At 72.1% G+C, this 15,147-nt stretch carries 14 protein-coding genes and 1 pseudogene; 10 read left to right on the top strand and 5 right to left on the bottom strand.

Annotated features, from left to right (window positions below):
* Positions 1–317: 317 nt before the first annotated feature.
* From ONA70_RS12490 to ONA70_RS12520, 7 genes and pseudogenes are all read left to right on the top strand, one after another.
* Positions 318–1,301 carry an aldo/keto reductase gene (locus ONA70_RS12490; RefSeq protein WP_265006556.1) on the top strand — a complete coding sequence of 328 codons (984 nt, stop codon included), beginning with the start codon at positions 318–320 and terminating at the stop codon, positions 1,299–1,301.
* Complete coding sequence (locus ONA70_RS12495; RefSeq protein WP_265006557.1) at positions 1,249–2,073, top strand: glycosyltransferase; 825 nt, start codon at positions 1,249–1,251, stop codon at positions 2,071–2,073. The genes ONA70_RS12490 and ONA70_RS12495 overlap by 53 nt, the downstream gene beginning before the upstream one ends.
* Positions 2,070–2,264 (top strand): hypothetical protein, encoded by a 195-nt coding sequence (locus ONA70_RS12500; protein ID WP_265006558.1) that lies wholly within the window; start codon positions 2,070–2,072, stop codon positions 2,262–2,264. Before ONA70_RS12495 ends, ONA70_RS12500 begins: the two co-directional genes overlap by 4 nt.
* 16 nt (positions 2,265–2,280) lie before the next feature.
* Positions 2,281–2,646, top strand: a pseudogene (locus ONA70_RS12505) (dihydrofolate reductase family protein); the annotation flags it as partial.
* Positions 2,647–2,703: 57 nt separating this feature from the next.
* On the top strand, positions 2,704–2,925 hold the full coding sequence (locus tag ONA70_RS12510) for a hypothetical protein (protein WP_265006559.1): 222 nt from the start codon (positions 2,704–2,706) through the stop codon (positions 2,923–2,925).
* A gap of 1 nt (position 2,926) precedes the next feature.
* On the top strand, positions 2,927–3,247 hold the full coding sequence (locus ONA70_RS12515) for a GYD domain-containing protein (RefSeq protein ID WP_265006560.1): 321 nt from the start codon (positions 2,927–2,929) through the stop codon (positions 3,245–3,247).
* A 66-nt stretch (positions 3,248–3,313) separates the two neighbouring features.
* The gene (locus ONA70_RS12520; protein WP_265006561.1) at positions 3,314–3,994 is read left to right on the top strand and encodes an SMI1/KNR4 family protein; all 681 of its coding nucleotides are present in this window, start codon (positions 3,314–3,316) and stop codon (positions 3,992–3,994) included.
* Between the two features lie 174 nt (positions 3,995–4,168).
* Here the strand turns inward: ONA70_RS12520 and ONA70_RS12525 are convergent, their stop codons facing one another.
* The 3 genes from ONA70_RS12525 to ONA70_RS12535 all read right to left on the bottom strand — a co-directional run bounded on the left by ONA70_RS12525 (position 4,169) and on the right by ONA70_RS12535 (position 8,777).
* Entirely contained in the window at positions 4,169–4,879 is a 711-nt protein-coding gene (locus ONA70_RS12525) for a GntR family transcriptional regulator (protein WP_265006562.1), read from the bottom strand.
* A 93-nt stretch (positions 4,880–4,972) separates the two neighbouring features.
* Positions 4,973–6,718 (bottom strand): hydantoinase B/oxoprolinase family protein, encoded by a 1,746-nt coding sequence (locus tag ONA70_RS12530; protein WP_265006563.1) that lies wholly within the window; start codon positions 6,716–6,718, stop codon positions 4,973–4,975.
* 1 nt (position 6,719) lies between these two features.
* On the bottom strand, positions 6,720–8,777 hold the full coding sequence (locus ONA70_RS12535) for a hydantoinase/oxoprolinase family protein (RefSeq protein WP_265006564.1): 2,058 nt from the start codon (positions 8,775–8,777) through the stop codon (positions 6,720–6,722).
* Positions 8,778–8,945: 168 nt separating this feature from the next.
* Between ONA70_RS12535 and ONA70_RS12540 the strand changes: the two genes are divergently transcribed.
* The 3 genes from ONA70_RS12540 to ONA70_RS12550 are packed head-to-tail and all read left to right on the top strand — an operon-like array spanning position 8,946 to position 12,778.
* A complete protein-coding gene (locus ONA70_RS12540; protein ID WP_265006565.1) occupies positions 8,946–9,773 on the top strand; it encodes a fumarylacetoacetate hydrolase family protein in 828 nt (275 codons plus the stop codon).
* Positions 9,774–9,789: 16 nt separating this feature from the next.
* Complete coding sequence (locus tag ONA70_RS12545; RefSeq protein WP_265006566.1) at positions 9,790–11,337, top strand: AMP-binding protein; 1,548 nt, start codon at positions 9,790–9,792, stop codon at positions 11,335–11,337.
* 25 nt (positions 11,338–11,362) lie between these two features.
* Entirely contained in the window at positions 11,363–12,778 is a 1,416-nt protein-coding gene (locus ONA70_RS12550) for an MFS transporter (RefSeq protein WP_265006567.1), read from the top strand.
* Between the two features lie 60 nt (positions 12,779–12,838).
* On the opposite strand, the gene ONA70_RS12555 is transcribed toward ONA70_RS12550, so the two are convergent.
* Both ONA70_RS12555 and ONA70_RS12560 read right to left on the bottom strand, forming a co-directional pair.
* Complete coding sequence (locus ONA70_RS12555) at positions 12,839–14,038, bottom strand: TetR/AcrR family transcriptional regulator (protein ID WP_265006568.1); 1,200 nt, start codon at positions 14,036–14,038, stop codon at positions 12,839–12,841.
* Complete coding sequence (locus ONA70_RS12560; RefSeq protein ID WP_265006569.1) at positions 14,035–15,141, bottom strand: acyl-CoA dehydrogenase family protein; 1,107 nt, start codon at positions 15,139–15,141, stop codon at positions 14,035–14,037. The genes ONA70_RS12555 and ONA70_RS12560 overlap by 4 nt, the downstream gene beginning before the upstream one ends.
* Positions 15,142–15,147: the final 6 nt, after the last annotated feature.

The following is a 15,147-nucleotide window of genomic DNA, read 5'->3' on the forward strand; positions in this document are numbered from 1 at the left end:
CCGTTCCTGTCCGCTGGAAGATCAGCATCGGAGCCGATCGGGCTCTTGGTAGCACCGGCGAACCAACGAGACGGCCAACGTTGGGTGAACTCCCGGTGTCGTGACCGGTTGTCGCAGATCACCTTCGGTCTGCGGTGAAGCCGTGCTCCGACGGGATAACGTGCCGGGCTGAGCGGCGACAGCGCCCCGGGAGACCGCCGCCGCTGTCGCGGTGGCGCTGTTCGCGCTCGGCGGGTACGGGGAGCTGCCCTGGTGAGGTTGACTTCGCGCGCACTCGAAGGTGGAGGCTGGTCGCATCGCCTGACGGGGAGGAATCAATGCGATACCGCACGATCGGCACCGACCCGGCCACCCGCCGCGAGGTCAGCGTGCTCAGCCTCGGCGCGATGCTCTTCGGCAGCGCCACCGACGAGGCCACCTCGTACGCCATCCTCGACCGGTACGTGGAGGCCGGCGGCACCTTCATCGACACCTCCGACAACTACGCGTTCTGGCAGGACGGGAGCCAGGGCGGGCAGAGCGAGGAGCTGCTCGGCCGCTGGCGGCGCAGCCGGGGCGTCGGCGACGAGGTGGTGATCGCCACCAAGCTCGGCGCTCGCCCGCTCGCCCCGGGGACCAGTTACGTGGACAACCCGGAGGGGCTGTCGGCGAAGGTGATCCGCGAGTCGGCCGAGCGCAGCCGGGAACGGCTCGGGGTGGAGAAGCTCGATCTGCTGTACGCGCACATCGAGGACCGGACGGTGCCGCTGCGGGAGACCGTGGAGGGCTTCGCCGAGTTGGTCGCCGAGGGCACGGTCGGGCTGCTGGGCGCGAGCAACCACCGCGCCTGGCGGGTGGAGCGGGCGCGGGCGATCGCCGCGGCGGCCGGGCTGCCCGGGTACGAGGTCCTCCAGTACCACCGCAGCTACCTGCCCCGGCGGGTGGACCTGCCGTCCGAGCTGGACCCGGACGGCGACGTCGGCTGGGTCGGCCCGGACCTGGCCAGCTACCTGCGGGCCGAGCCGCAGCTCACCCTGGTCGCCTACTCGCCGCTGCTCACCGGCGCGTACGTCCGGTCGGAGCGGCTGGGTCCGGAGTACGACCTGCCGAGCACCCCGGCCCGGCTGGCCGCGCTGCGGGCGGTGGCGGCGGAGACCGGCGCGACGGTCAACCAGGTGGTGCTGGCCTGGCTGCTGGGCGGGGACGTGCCGACGATCCCGCTGGTGGGTTTCTCCTCCGTGGCGCAGCTCGACGAGAGCCTCGCGGCGGTTGAGCTGGAGCTCAGCCCCGAGCAGCGGGCCCGGCTGGACGCGGCGCGCTGACTCCACCGTTCGGCCGGGTCGGTCCGGCCGTCCGTGCGGCCGTGCCACCTCCCCCGCGCGGCGCGACCGGCCGTCCGAGCGGGGTGGCGGTGGCCGTCCCGCCGGAGCGGCCGACGACGCGGCCCTGATTGACGGGATAGTCAGTCGACAAGATTGGCGCGAGTCGCCGTGGAAGTTCGGGGCCGGAGACGTCAAATACTGGTCCGGACCACGCAATTCGACGTCTCGCGGCCGGCCCCGGCGGTGGCCGGCGCGGTGCGAGGCACTCATCGCCGATAATTGTCGGGACGAGACCGCCAGACTTGCCGCACAGGCTGGTGCGTACGTCTTCACTACGTACCACAACCGGCACAAGAAGGCGGGCGCACTGAACCAGGTGCTCGCACAACTGCTGCCGCAACTCGCGATTGATGACCTCGTCATGGTCGTGGACGCTGATTCGGTCCTGGACCCTGATTTCCTGAATCATGCGGTGGCGAAGCTGAGTGCTGATCGAGGACTGGGTGCCGTAGGGGGCGTGTTCCGAGGCAGCAGCGGCGGCGGGTTCGTCGGCCACCTTCAACGCAACGAGTACATCCGCTACGCCCGGGATGTCGCGCGGTTGAACGGGAAGTGCTTGGTTGTACAGGGACAGCTGCCGCGGGGCGGGACGATGCTCACCCTCGTACACGAACGGCTCGACGAGTTGGCGGCGGCGCTGCCGCAGGTCGCCGACGGCGTCCGCACCGGCTGGGAGCTGGCGCTGGACAAGCTCGCGGAGGTGACCGCATGAAGCTCGTGGTGGTCGAGTGGATGAGCCTGGACGGGGTGGTGCAGGCGCCCGGCGCGCCCGACGAGGACCGCGACGGCGGCTTCACGCACAGTGGCTGGCACCTGCGCTGGTTCGACGACACCTCGCGACAGTGGGTGGTCGACCAACTGAACGGCGCCGCGGCGTTCCTTTTCGGGACGGAGGACCTATGACCGGTTCGCCGCGCACTGGCCGCACGTCACCGGGCCCGAGCGGGTGGTGGCGGATCCGTTGAACCACAAGCCCAAGTACGTGGTCTCGTCGACCCTGTCCGCGCCCGAGTGGTCGGGTTCGTCGGTGCTGCCGGACCTGGCGGCGGTGTCGGAGCTGACCAAAGCCGGCGGGGGTGAGCTGCACGTGATCGGCAGCGCCCAGCTCGCCGCCGTCCTGCTCGCCGAGGACCTGGTGGACGAGCTGCGGCTGATGGTCGACCCGGTACGCCTGGGCGGCGGCAAAGGGATCTGGCCGTCCGACGGCGCGTTGCGGTCGTTCGCGCTGAACAGCTGCACGCCGACCAGCACCGGGGCACTGCTGCTGCACTACGTCCGCGGTTAGGTGAGCTGCCCGCACCGGGCCATGACTAGGCGTTGACGCACCGGGTACCCGCGGTCCATGGGTAGCCACAAGCAGAACAAGCACGATCCGGGCGGCGAGTCGGCGCGCGCGGGGCGGCATTCGGGCAGCGGCGCTCGGGGCCGGCAGGGCTCCGAGGTCGAGCACTCGCCGCAGCGTCGGCACCTGCGCGCGGCGACCGGAACGTCGGGCAGCGAACGCGACCAGGGCCGGGCCCGGGTCGAGGGCGCGCAGCGGGTCCAGCGGCAGGGGAACCGTTGACGTGCCCACGTTCCTGCTCAAGTCGACATACACGGCCGAGGGGCTCCAGGGGCTGATCCGGGACGGCGGCACCAAACGCGCCGAGATCGTGCGTTCCTTGGTGGAGAACGCCGGCGGGCAGATGGCCTCGCTGCACTTCGCCTTCGCCGACGAGGACACCTACGTGCTGTGCGACCTGCCCGACCACCGGGCCGCCGCCGCGCTGGCGATCGCGATCGGCGCGGCGCGCGGCCTGCGGGTGCACGTCACGCCGCTGCTGAGCCCGGCGGAGGTGGACGAGGCGGCCCGGATGCCGACCGGATACACGCCGCCGGGCGACTGAGGTTGCGGCTCGCTGTCGAGTTGAATCGTTTGCGCCGTCGGTGGGCCGCCGCCTACCGTCCGACTGGTGACGGGCACCGACTGGTCGCATGTACGGCGGCAGGTCGCTTCGCTCGCCCGGCAGTTCGGCGTCTGCGGTGACCGGCGTCGCCGAGGGGTGCCGCCGCCGCTGAGCCCGGCAGAGTTGGCCGAGGTCGAAGCGCAGGTCGAGGTCGAACTGCCCGAGGAGTACCGGTCGTACCTGCTCCAGATCAGCCGAGGCGGTGTCCACCCGCTGCCTGAGCTGCGCCGGGTTGACGGGCGCTGGCGGTGGCTGCTGCCGTACTGCGGCGACGACGTCGCGAATGGGCTCGACCGGCCGTTCCCCCACACCGAGGCGTGGAACTGGCCGGACTCGTCGGAACCGGAGCCGCTGCCGGAGGACTACCCGACGCAGGAGGAGTACGAGGCCGCCGAGCGGGAGTGGTGGCGCGACAAGGTCGGCTTCGCCGACGAGTGGGCGATCACTCAGGGCACGCTGGTCGTACACGACCGGGGCTGCGGCTTCCAGACGCTGCTGGTGGTGAGCGGCGCGGCGCGGGGCACGATGTGGTTCGACGACCGGTGCGTCGACGGCCCGGTACGCCCGGTCCTGGACGACGCGGGCCGGCGGGTCGGATTCGCCCGCTGGTACCGGCGCTACCTTGCGGAACACTCGCTGTTCCCATCGTTCCGCCGCCGGCGCGAGCGCTGGTCGGCGTCGGGCTGACGTCGGCGCGCTCGTTCCACGCCGGGGCTCGCCGGATCGTTGAGGGACTCACGGCCGGCGGCCACCAACTGCGCCACGACGATGCTCCGCACCGGCAGGGCAGGAAATCCGCTACAAATCAGGTCCAGGTGTAGCGGATTTCCCTGGCATGGCGAGAACAGCCGGCAGGCGAAGTCAGCCGCCCTTCGCCATCGACACGGCGGACGGCAGCGTGAACGGGGCGTGCCGCTCGGCGGTCATCAGGGCCATCGCGGTGCCGGCGATGTGGTCGACCAGCAGTTCCCGGGCCCGCTGGCGGTCACCCGCCGCGCACGCGGCCACGATCTCCCGGTGCTCGGCCAGCTTGGCGGCGACGAACTCGCGGTCGGGCTCGTACTGGACGAAGGAGCGCTGGTAGCGCTCGGCGTGGTCGGCGAGCTGTTCGAGGTGCTCGGCCAGCCGTGGTCCGGCGCCGATCCGCAGACCGGCGTGGAAGCGGCGGTGGGCGTCGGGGTCGCCGGAGGCGGTCAACTCGGCGTCCTGCTCCAGCCGCTCGATGTCCGCGGCGCGGAGCATCGGCACGGTCAGCCAGATCGCCAGCCCCTCCCCCATGACCCGCAGCGAGTAGAGCTCGTCGAGGTCGGCGGGGCTCAGCGAGCTGACCCGCGTCGACCGGTACGGGCCGGTGTCGACGACCAGGCGTTCCCGTTCCAGCAGGCGCAGCGCCTCGCGCAGTGGCGTGCGGCTGACGGCGAGCCGGCGGCTCAGTTCCGGTTGGGAGATCTCCGCGCCGGGCTGCAGTTCGCCGTCCAGGATGAGGCGGCGCAGCGCGTCGTAGACCGAACGCGTCCCTGCGCCGTTACCGGCCTTGTCGTCGGCGGTCACCGCACCGCCCGGGCCATTCACCGAACCCAACCTCCCCGGCCGACGCAACCCAGCGTGACCGATTGTACGCACCTCCATATTTCATGAATACATCGAGGTGGTGGCGGTTTCGGGTCATACGCCGCGGTCCGGTGTGCTCCGCAGAGCCTCGGTCTCCGTTCGGTCCACGACGAAGCCGCCGTTCCCGTCGTCGACGACGGCGACGCCGTACGCGGTGCGGGCGGCGGCCACCGAGACGTAGCCGGCCCGCACGTCGGCGAGCACCTCCTCGACCGGGCGCTGCCGCGGCGGGCCGAAGCCACCGCCGCCGCCGAGCTCCACCACGTGGCTGTCCCCGTCGGCCAGCGCGAACCCGGTGACCTTGCCGTTGTCGAACCGGACGGTCTCGCCGTCGGCCCGTTCGACCCACACCCGGTTCGGCGCGGCGTCCCCGCCGCCGGCCAGGCCCCAGGGCGCGCAGGCGGTGCGCTCGATCCAGGTGTCCACGTGCGCCGGCGTACGCAGGCGCACCCGCAGCCGGGTGCCGAGGCCGCCCCGGTGCCGGCCGGGCCCGCCGGAGTCCTCGCGCAGGGCGTACTCGTCGACCGTCACCATGGGGTACTTGACCTCGAGCACCTCGACGGGGGCGTTGTGGGTGTCGCCGTCGTTGACGCAGATCGTGGCGTTCTGCCCGTCCGCCCGGGAGGTGGCGCCCCAGCCGCCGCCCTGTGGCCCGCCGACGAACTGGAAGAACCGGCCGGTGCGCTGGTCGACGCCGTAGGTGTGGGTCATGCCGAGTTCGGCGTGGTGGCCGGCGACGCAGGCGTCGGGCAGCACCTCGGCCATCGCCCGGAAGACGCAGTCGACCACGGTCATCGGGTACGTCATCCACCACCGCATGGCCGCCGGCTTGGTGGCGCTGACCACGGTGCCCGGCGGCAGGATCACCTCGAGCGGGCGCAGCGAGCCCTCGTTGATGGGGAATTCGACCGGCGAGGTGAGGCACTTGAACGCCACCTGGGCGGCGGACCGGCCGGCGGTGGCGCCGGAGTTGAAGTAGCCGGCTACCTGGGGGCTCATCCCGCTGAGGTCCACCGTGAAGGTGTCGCCGTCGACGAGCACCCGGACGCGTACCGGGATCCGTCGCCCCGGGGTGACCCCGTCGTCGTCCATGTACGCCTCGGCCGCGTACTCGCCGTCGGGGATGCGGGCGACGGCCCGGCGGGCCAGTTCCTCGCTGCGTCGGAACAGGTCGGCGATGCTCGCCCGCACCGCCGCGACGCCGTACCGGGCGAGCATGGCGCGCATCCGGGTCTCGCCGGTGCGGATGGCGGCGATCTGTGCCCGGAAGTCGCCCATGGCGAGGTCCGGGAAGCGGACGTTGGTGGCGATCAGCCGGGTCAGCTCGTCGTCCTGGACGCCCTCCTTGAAGATCTTCACGATCGGGACCTGGAGCCCCTCGGCGTAGATGTCGGTGGTGGTGCCGCCGAGCACGCCGCCCACGTCGATCCAGTGGGCCATCGAGGAGGCGAAGGCGACCAGCTCGCCGTCGTGGAAGATCGGCAGCGTGAAGATCATGTGGTTGAGGTGGCTGCCGACGATGTAGGCGTCGTTGGTGAGCAGGATGTCGCCGGGCTTCATGCCGTCCGGCCCGTACAAGGCCAGCTTCGCCTTGATGGCGTCGGACAGGCCGCCCATGAACATCGGCAGGCCGAGGCCGATCGAGATGGGGTCGCCGGCCGCGTCGAACAGCCCGACGGTGAAGTCCTGGGCCTCGTAGATGATGAGGTTGTAGGCGGTGCGCATCAGGTTCGTCTTCATCTCCTCGGTGATGGAGACGAAGCCGGCGCGGATGATCTCGGCGGTGATCGGGTCGACCATCTCAGGCTCCGATCTCGACCAGCAGGTTTCCGAACTCGTCCACCCGGGCCGTGTCGCCCGGTCGCAGCAGGGTGGTGGTGGTCGGTTCCTCGATCGCGGCCGGCCCGGCGATCCGGTTGCCGGCGAGCAGCCCGGCCCGGTCGAACACGGCGGTGGGCACCGCGCCGTCGGCCGGGTCGAAGACCACGTGCCGGGTGCCGGTGCGGGCTTGCGCGGGTGGGGCGAGGTCCCCGGCGGCGACCTTCGGGACGTCCGGCTTGGTGAGTTTGCCGACCGCCGACACCCGCAGGCTCACCACCTGGGCGGGCTCGCCGGGGGCGCTGTGGCTGTAGCGCTGTTCGTGTGCCGCGTCGAAGGCGTGCTTGAGCGGGTCCTCCCCGTCGGCGGTGACGAGCAGCGGCGGCGCGGGCAGCGTCACGGTGTGTTCCTGGCCGACGTAGCGCATGTCGGCGGCGCGCCGGAACTCCACCTGGTCGAACCCGATGGCACTGTCGTGGAGCTGTTGCGCGCACTCGACCTCCAGCGCCCGGTACGCCTCCTCGATCTCGTGGGGATCGGTGGCGCCGAGCGTGCGTACCCCGGTCTGCACCAGGTCGAGCCGGGCGTCCGCCATGAGCATGCCGAGCGCGGAGAAGACCGCGGGGACCGGCGGGATCACCACCCGGGTGATGCCCAGTTCGCGGGCGACCAGGGAGATGTGCAGCGGCCCGTTGCCGCCGTACGCGAACAGGGCGAAGTCGCGCGGGTCCAGGCCGCGCTCGGTGGTGACCGCGCGGACCGAGTTGGCCATGGCGGCCGCGCCGATGGCGATGATGCCGGCGGCGGCGGTGACGGGGTCGAGGCCGAGCCGGCCGGCGAGCGCCCGGACCACGCGGTGTGCGGCGTCCCCGTCGATCGGCAGGTCGCCGGAGAGCCGGCCGTCCGGCGACAGGTGGCCCAGGACCACGGCCGCGTCGGTGATGGTGGGTTCGGTGCCGCCGCGCCCGAAGCAGGCCGGGCCGGGTTCGGCGCCGGCGCTGCGCGGGCCGACGTGGATGCCGCCCGCCTCGTCGAGCCAGGCGACGCTGCCGCCGCCGGTGCCCACCTCGACGATGTCCAGGCACGGGATGCGGATGGGCAGCCCGGTGCGGTAGCCGCCCAGGAAGTAGTCGCTGGCGACCGGGAAGGTGAGATCCCGGATGACGGCGGACTTGGCGGTGGTGCCACCCATGTCGAAGGCGATCGCCTCGCGGTAGCCGAGGGCCTCGCAGAGCGCGATGGTGCCGACCACTCCCCCGGCCGGTCCGGACTCCAGCATCTGCACGCACTGGGCCGAGGCGGTGGCCACGTCGGAGACGCCACCGTTGGACTGCATGATCGCCACGGACGTACGCGCGCCGCCCTGGCGTAGCCGCTCGTCGAGGCGGCCGAGGTAGTCGCTGACGATCGGCCCGACGAAGGCGTTGGCGACGACCGTCGAGGTGCGTTCGAACTCGCGGTACTCACGGCTGATCTCGTGCGACAGGGTGACGTAGGCACCGGGCAGTTCCGCGCGGAGAATCTCGCCGAGGCGGCGTTCGTGTGCCGGGTTGCGGTAGGCGTGCAGGAAGGCCACGGCCACCGCCTCGACGCCCAGCCCGGCCAGTTTCCGGGCCATCACCTGCGCCTGCTGCTCGTCCAGCGGGCGCATCACCGTGCCGTCGGCCGCGATCCGCTCCGGCACCTCGAAGACCATCTCCCGGGGTACGAGCGGCCGGTGCCGGGTGAAGGAGAGGTTGAACGCGTCCGGGCGGTTGATCCGGCCGATCTCGTAGACGTCGCGGAACCCGGCCGTGGTGACCAGGGCGGTACGCGCGCCCCGGCGCTCGATGAGCGCGTTCACCACGATCGTGCTGCCGTGGATGAGGAAGGCGAGTTCGTCGAGCGGTACGTCGGCGGCGTCGAGCCCGTCGAACACCCCCTGGATCAGGTCGCGGGGCGTGCTGAGCGCCTTGCCCAGGAGCAGCTCACCGGTCTGTTCGTGGTACGCGACCACATCGGTGAAGGTCCCTCCGATGTCGACCGCCGCCCTGATCGGCATGTCTTCTCCTTAGCCAGTCCGCGCCGGCAAACCTGCATCCGATTGCGCCGCAACTGTATCCAGATCGCGCTTCGTAGTCTACAGTTCACGTTCAAGCATGTGGAGGCGTCGATCAATCTTCCCCCGTCGCCGGCGCAACCGTGGTCCGGTGGCGAGAAAGGACAGAGCATGCGACTGACGACGATCCGCCGGGACGGGGACACGTTCGCCGGCCGGGTGGAGGGCGGCGAGGTGGTCCTGCTGCCGTTCCGGGACGTCGGGGAACTCCTCGCCTCCGGCGCCGACTGGCGCGAGCGCGCCGCCGCGCCGACCGCGCCGTCGGTGCCCCTGGCCGGGGCCGACTTCGCCCCGCTCACCCCCCGGCCGGAGAAGATCATCTGTGTCGGCGTCAACTACGCCTCGCACATCGCCGAGGTCGGGCTGCCGACACCGGAGCACCTGACGATCTTCGCCAAGTACAGCCGCAGCCTGATCGGCGCGTACGACGACATCGTGCTGCCGCCGCAGTCCCACGCCGTCGACTGGGAGGTCGAACTCGGCGTGGTCATCGGCCGCCCGGTCCGGCACGCGAACCCCGAGGAGGCGCTGGCGGCCGTGGCCGGCTACACGATCGTCAACGACGTCACGATGCGCGACTGGCAGCTGCGTACCTCGCAGTTCCTGCAGGGCAAGACGTTCGAGGCGTCCACCCCGGTCGGTCCGTTCCTGGTCACGCCGGACGAGGTCGACCACGCCCGCGCCTTGGACATGACCTGCGCGGTGGACGACACCGTCATGCAGAAGGCCAGCACCGGCGAGCTGCTCTTCCCGGTCGGCGAGATCATCGCGTACCTCAGCTCGATCATCACCCTGGTGCCCGGAGACCTCATCGCCACCGGCACGCCGGCCGGGATCGGCGCGGCCCGCAAGCCGCCCGTCTTCCTCGCCGCCGGCCAGACCCTGCGGACCGGGATCGCCGGCCTCGGCGAGCAGGCCAACCGGTGCGTCGCCGCCTGAGCCGAGAGGAGGCCCCATGCACCTGATCGAGTACTTCGACCGCGGCGTACGGCTCAACCCGGACGGGGTCGCGTTCGTCCGCCCCGACGGCACCGGCGCGGTCACGTACGCCGAGGCGGAGGCCATCACCCACCGGGTGGCGGCGGCGCTGCGGCGGGTGGGCCTGCCACCGGGTGCGCCCGTCGCGGTGGCCAGCCCCAACTCGCCGATCGTCTTCCCCTGCGTGCTCGGCGTGCTGCGGGCCGGCTGCACCTGGGTGACGGTCAACGCCCGGTCCACGCCGCAGGAGATCGCCACGCTGCTGCGGACCGTCGACGCCCGCGCCCTGCTCTACGCGGCCGGGGCCGCCGTGGACCAGCTCCGCGAGTCCGTGCCGAGCATCGAGCACTACGTGGCGATGGACGAGCCGGCCGGCGACGACCCGGGGCTGGACGAGTGGCTGGCACCGGCGGGCACCCGGGTGCCCCTGCCCCCGCTCGACGAGGAGGCGATCGCCGCACTGATCGCCACCGGCGGCACCACCGGGCGCTCCAAGGTCGTCCGGGTGTCCCACCGCGCCTTCGCCACGATGGTCGCCGGGTTCCACGCCCACATGCCGGAGCGGAACCCGGTGCACCTGGTCGCCGCGCCGATGACCCACGCCGCCGGCGCCGTGGTGTTCCCGGTGCTGAGCGCGGGTGGCACCAACGTCGTCCACAGCACGGTGGTGCCCGGGGAGATCCTGGCGTCGATCGAACGCCACCGGGTCACCCGGCTGTTCCTGCCACCCACGGCGGTCTACGCCCTGCTCGCCGACCCCGACGTCCGCCGCCGGGACGTGTCGAGCCTGCGCTACTTCCTCTACGGCGCGGCGCCCATGTCCGTGGAAAAGCTGAAGGAGGCGCTGGACGTCTTCGGGCCGGTCATGGCCCAGTTCTACGGCCAGACCGAACTGCCGATGCTGTGCACCTTCCTCAGCCCGGAGGAGCACGCCGAGGCGCTGGCCGATCCGGCGTTGCAGCGGCGGCTCGCCAGCTGCGGACGGCAGAGCGTCGTCGCGAACGTCGCCGTGTTCGGCGACGACGGCCCCTGCCCGACGGGCGAGCCCGGCGAGATCGTGGTCCGCAGCTCGCTGCGGATGAGCGGATACCTGCACGAGCCCGAGCAGACCGCCGCGGTGCGGCTCGACGGCGGCTGGCAGGCCACCGGGGACGTCGGCTACCTGGACGACGACGGCTACGTCTACCTGGTCGACCGCAAGCGCGACCTGATCATCTCCGGTGGCTTCAACGTCTTCCCCAGCGAGGTCGAGCAGGTCATCTGGGCCCACCCGGCAGTCAAGGACTGCGCCGTGATCGGGCTGCCGGACGAGAAGTGGGGCGAGCGCGTCACCGCGGTCGTCGAGGTCAAGCCCGGCGCCGAGGTCGACGCCGCGGACCTCATCGCACTCTGCAAGCAGCGGGTCGGCAGCGTCAAAGCCCCGAAGGAGGTCCTGTTCCGTCAACTTCCCCGGTCCGCCGTCGGCAAGGTGCTCAAGCGCGAACTGCGCGAGGAGTACTGGGCCGGGCAGGCGCGACGGGTCTAGCGCATGCCAGCACGAGGAGCCCCCGATGCCACAGAGAGGTCAGCTTCGACAGACTGAGACGGCCACCGCGGAGCAGACGGCCGGGGACATCCCGGCCCGCATCGAGCGCATCCCGGTGGGCCGGTTCCACTACCGGCTCGCCGGCACGCTCGGCGTCGGCACCTTCTTCGACGGGTTCGACTCGACCAGCATCGCGGTCATCCTGACCGTGATCATCGCGTACTTCGACATCAGCACCGCGCAGGCCGGCATCCTGGTCGCCGCCGGCTACCTGGGCCAGTTCCTGGGCGCGCTGGTGATCGGCGCGCTGGCCGACCGGTTCGGCCGGCGGCCGGCGTTCGTCCTGTCCCTGGTCACCTTCGGCGTCTTCTCCGCCGTGTGCGCCCTCGCCTGGAGCGCCCCGAGTCTCGGCGTGCTCCGCGCGGTGCAGGGCCTCGGCCTCGGCGCCGAGGTGCCGGTGGCGGCGACGCTGGTCAACGAGTACCTGGGCGCCCGCAACCGGGGCCGGATCGCCGTCGCCTACCAGTCCACCTTCAACTGGGGGCTGCTCGCGGCACCGATCGTCGGGATCGTCGCGCTGCAGGGCTTCGGCGAGGACGCCGGCTGGCGGGTGCTGCTCGCGGTCGGCGCGCTGCCCGTCCTCGTCGCCGCGTACGCCTGGTTCCGGCTGCCCGAGTCCGCCCGCTGGCTGGCGCAGCGGGGCCGCCGCGCGGAGGCCGAGGCGTACGTGGCCCGGATGGAGCAGGAGGCGACCGCGCGCGGGGTGGACCTCGCGCCACCGCAGCCGTCACCGCCGGCCGCCAACAGCCGGCTGCGGCTCGGGGAACTGTTCGCCCCGACGTACCGGCGGCGCACCCTGATGCTGGCGGCGCTGTGGTTCCTGACCTACTTCGTCGGCTACGGGTACGCGGTGTGGATGCCGACGCTGTACGTGCGGATCGGCGGTCTGAAGACCACGCAGGCGCTGGGGTTGACCGTACTGCTCGGCGTGCTGCAACTGGCGATGGTCTACGTGACCGCGTTCCTGGCCGACCGGGTCGGCCGGAAACCGCTGCTGACCTGGAGCTTCGTCATCATGGCGGCCAGCGGGCTGGTGGGCTTCGTGGGCGTCGGCGTGCTGGCGGTGCACACCTGGCCGATGCTGCTGGCGACGGCGGCGCTGTTCGCGGTCGGCGGCACCGCCCCGACCAGCGCCCTCTACCTCTACACGGCGGAGCTGTATCCCACCCGGATGCGGGCCTGGGCGACCTCGACGTGCAGCAGCGTCAACCGGCTGGCCAGCATCCTCTCCCCGCTGCTGGTCGGCGCGCTGCTCGGCACCAGCCTCGGGGCCGGACCGGTGTTCCTGTCCTTCGCGCTCGCCAGCGCCGTCGCCCTCGTCGTGGTCGTGATGGCCGGCATCGAGACCCGCCGGCGACGACTGGAGGACATCTCCCGATAGCGGCGTCCAAGACGTCCGCCCGGTCGCCAGGGTGCCGCTGGTGACCGGGCGGGCCGACGCTCAGGGGGCAAGCCCGAGCAGGTGCGCGGCGATCGCCTCCAGGGTGGCCGGCAGCGCCGGGTACGCCCGGACCCGAGGGGTACGGGCAGCGTCGTTGGCGACGGTGAGCACGGCCTGCACCCGTACCCGGGCGGCGGTGGGATCGAGGCCGGGACGCGTCGCGCGCAGCAGGTGCACCCACTCGCCGATGTAGTCGTGCTGGGTCTGCCGGCTCTCCCGGCGCTCGGCCTCCGGCAGGTGTTCCACCTCGGTGATCAGCAGGTCGACCAGGTCGTGATGGGCCTGGGTGAAGCCGACGTAGCCGCGGACCAGCGTGCGCAGCCCGTCGGTGGCGTCGCCGGCCGTGCGGTACGCGGTGGCGACATCCGTGAGCAGCACGGCCGCGCCGCGCCGCAGGGCGGTGACCAGCAGGTCCAGCTTGCTGGGGAAGTGGTGATAGACGCTCGGCCCGGCGATGCCCACGGCGGCGGCGATGTCCTCGATGCCGACCTCGGTGTAGCCGTGCGCGGCGAACATCCGTACGGCCTGGATGAGCAGCGCCTCGCGGCGCGCGGCCGGCACCAGCCGGGCCGGGTCCGGTCGTGGTGCCGGCACCGGGGCGGGCTCCGGCAGCACCGTGTCCAGCACCGCGCCGCACAGCTCGGCCAGCAGCTCGTCGTACTCGGGTCGGGGCAGGTCGAGCCGGTGGAACGAGACGCTGGTCAGGGCGCTGATCATGGCCCAGGCGAGCAGCTCGGCGGCGGCCGGGTCGAGGTCCGGCCGGACGACGCGCACCTGCCGGGCGAGCAGCGCGCCGATCCCGTGCAGCTCGGCACGGAACACCCCCCGGTCCGCGGGCGTCAAGTGCCGGGCCTCCCGCTGCCACAGCAGGCCGAGCTGCCGGTGGTCCAGGGCGAGGGCGCCGAGCCGGTTCAGCGCGGCCGCCCGGTCGGTCAGGTCGAGGTCGGTCAGCAGTTCCCGTACCGGGGTGAGGCCGCCGGTGAGCACCTCGCTCAGCAGGTGCTGCTTGCCGGCGACGTGCCGGTACAGGGCGGACGGGCCCACGCCGACCGCCTCGGCGAGGTCGCCCATGGTGAGCTGGCCGTAGCCACGGCGGTGGAACAGATCGGCGGCGGCGGCGAGGATCAGCTCCCGCCGGTTGCGGGGCCGGGTGCCGCGCGGCGGGCGGGCCGGGGTCGGGGTGGCGGTGGGCGGGGTCACGCGGCTCCCAGTTGCAGCGACCGGCCGATGATCTCCTTCATGATCTCCGTGGTGCCGGCGTAGATCCGCGAGACGCGGGAGTCCAGCCAGGCGCGGGCGATGCAGTACTCGGTCATGTACCCGTACCCGCCGTGCAGCTGGACGCAGGTGTCCATCACCCGGCCCTGCAGCTCGGTGCTCCACCACTTGGCCTTGGCCGCGTCGACCGGGTCCAGGTCACCGGCGTTGAGGGCGAGCACGCACAGGTCGACGTACGCCTGGGTGATGTCGATCTCGGTGGACAGCTCGGCGAGGGTGAACCGGGTGTGTTGCAGGCTGCCGATCGGGTTGCCGAAGGCGTGGCGCTCGCGGACGTACTCGATGGTCCACTGCAGGGCCGCCGTGGCCTGGGCGATGGCCGCGACGGAGCAGGAGAGCCGTTCCTGGGCGAGGTTGCGGGTGAGCCCGGCGAAGCCCTCGCCCTCACCGCCGAGCAGGTTGGCCGCCGGGACGCGGGCGCCGGTGAAGAAGAGTTCGGCGGTGTCCTGGGCATGCAGGCCAACCTTCTTCAGCCGGCTGCCGCGGGTGAAGCCGGGGGTGTCCCGTTCGACCACGATCAGGCTGAGGCCCCGGTGCGGGTGCTCACCGGTGCGGACCGCGACGATCACCAGGTCGGCGTTGATCGCGTTGGAGATGAACGTCTTGGCGCCGTCGAGCAGGTAGTGGTCGCCGTCGCGGACCGCCCTGGTGCGGATGCCGGACAGGTCGGAGCCGGTGCCCGGCTCGGTCATCGCGATGGCGGTGATGAGGCGGCCGGCGGTGATGCCGGGCAGCCACCGCGCCTGCTGCGCGTCGTCGGCCAGGTCGAGGAAGTACGGCAGGCAGACGTCGGCCTGCAGGCTCGGGCCGAGGACGGCGGGCGCCACGGCCAGCCGCGCGCCTTCCTCCTGGAGGACGGCGTTGTAGCGGAAGTCGGTGATGCCGGTGCCGCCGAGCCGTTCCGGCACGCCGAAGCCGAGCGCGCCGAGCTCACCCAGCTTGGTGAACAGCTCGCGTGGGGTGATGCCGTCCTGCTCCCACTGCGCGTAGTTCGGGATGACCTCCTTCTCCAGGAAGGTCCGCACGCTGGC

It is taken from the genome of Micromonospora yasonensis (genome assembly GCF_026013475.1).
Classification (GTDB): Bacteria; Actinomycetota; Actinomycetes; order Mycobacteriales; family Micromonosporaceae; genus Micromonospora; species Micromonospora yasonensis.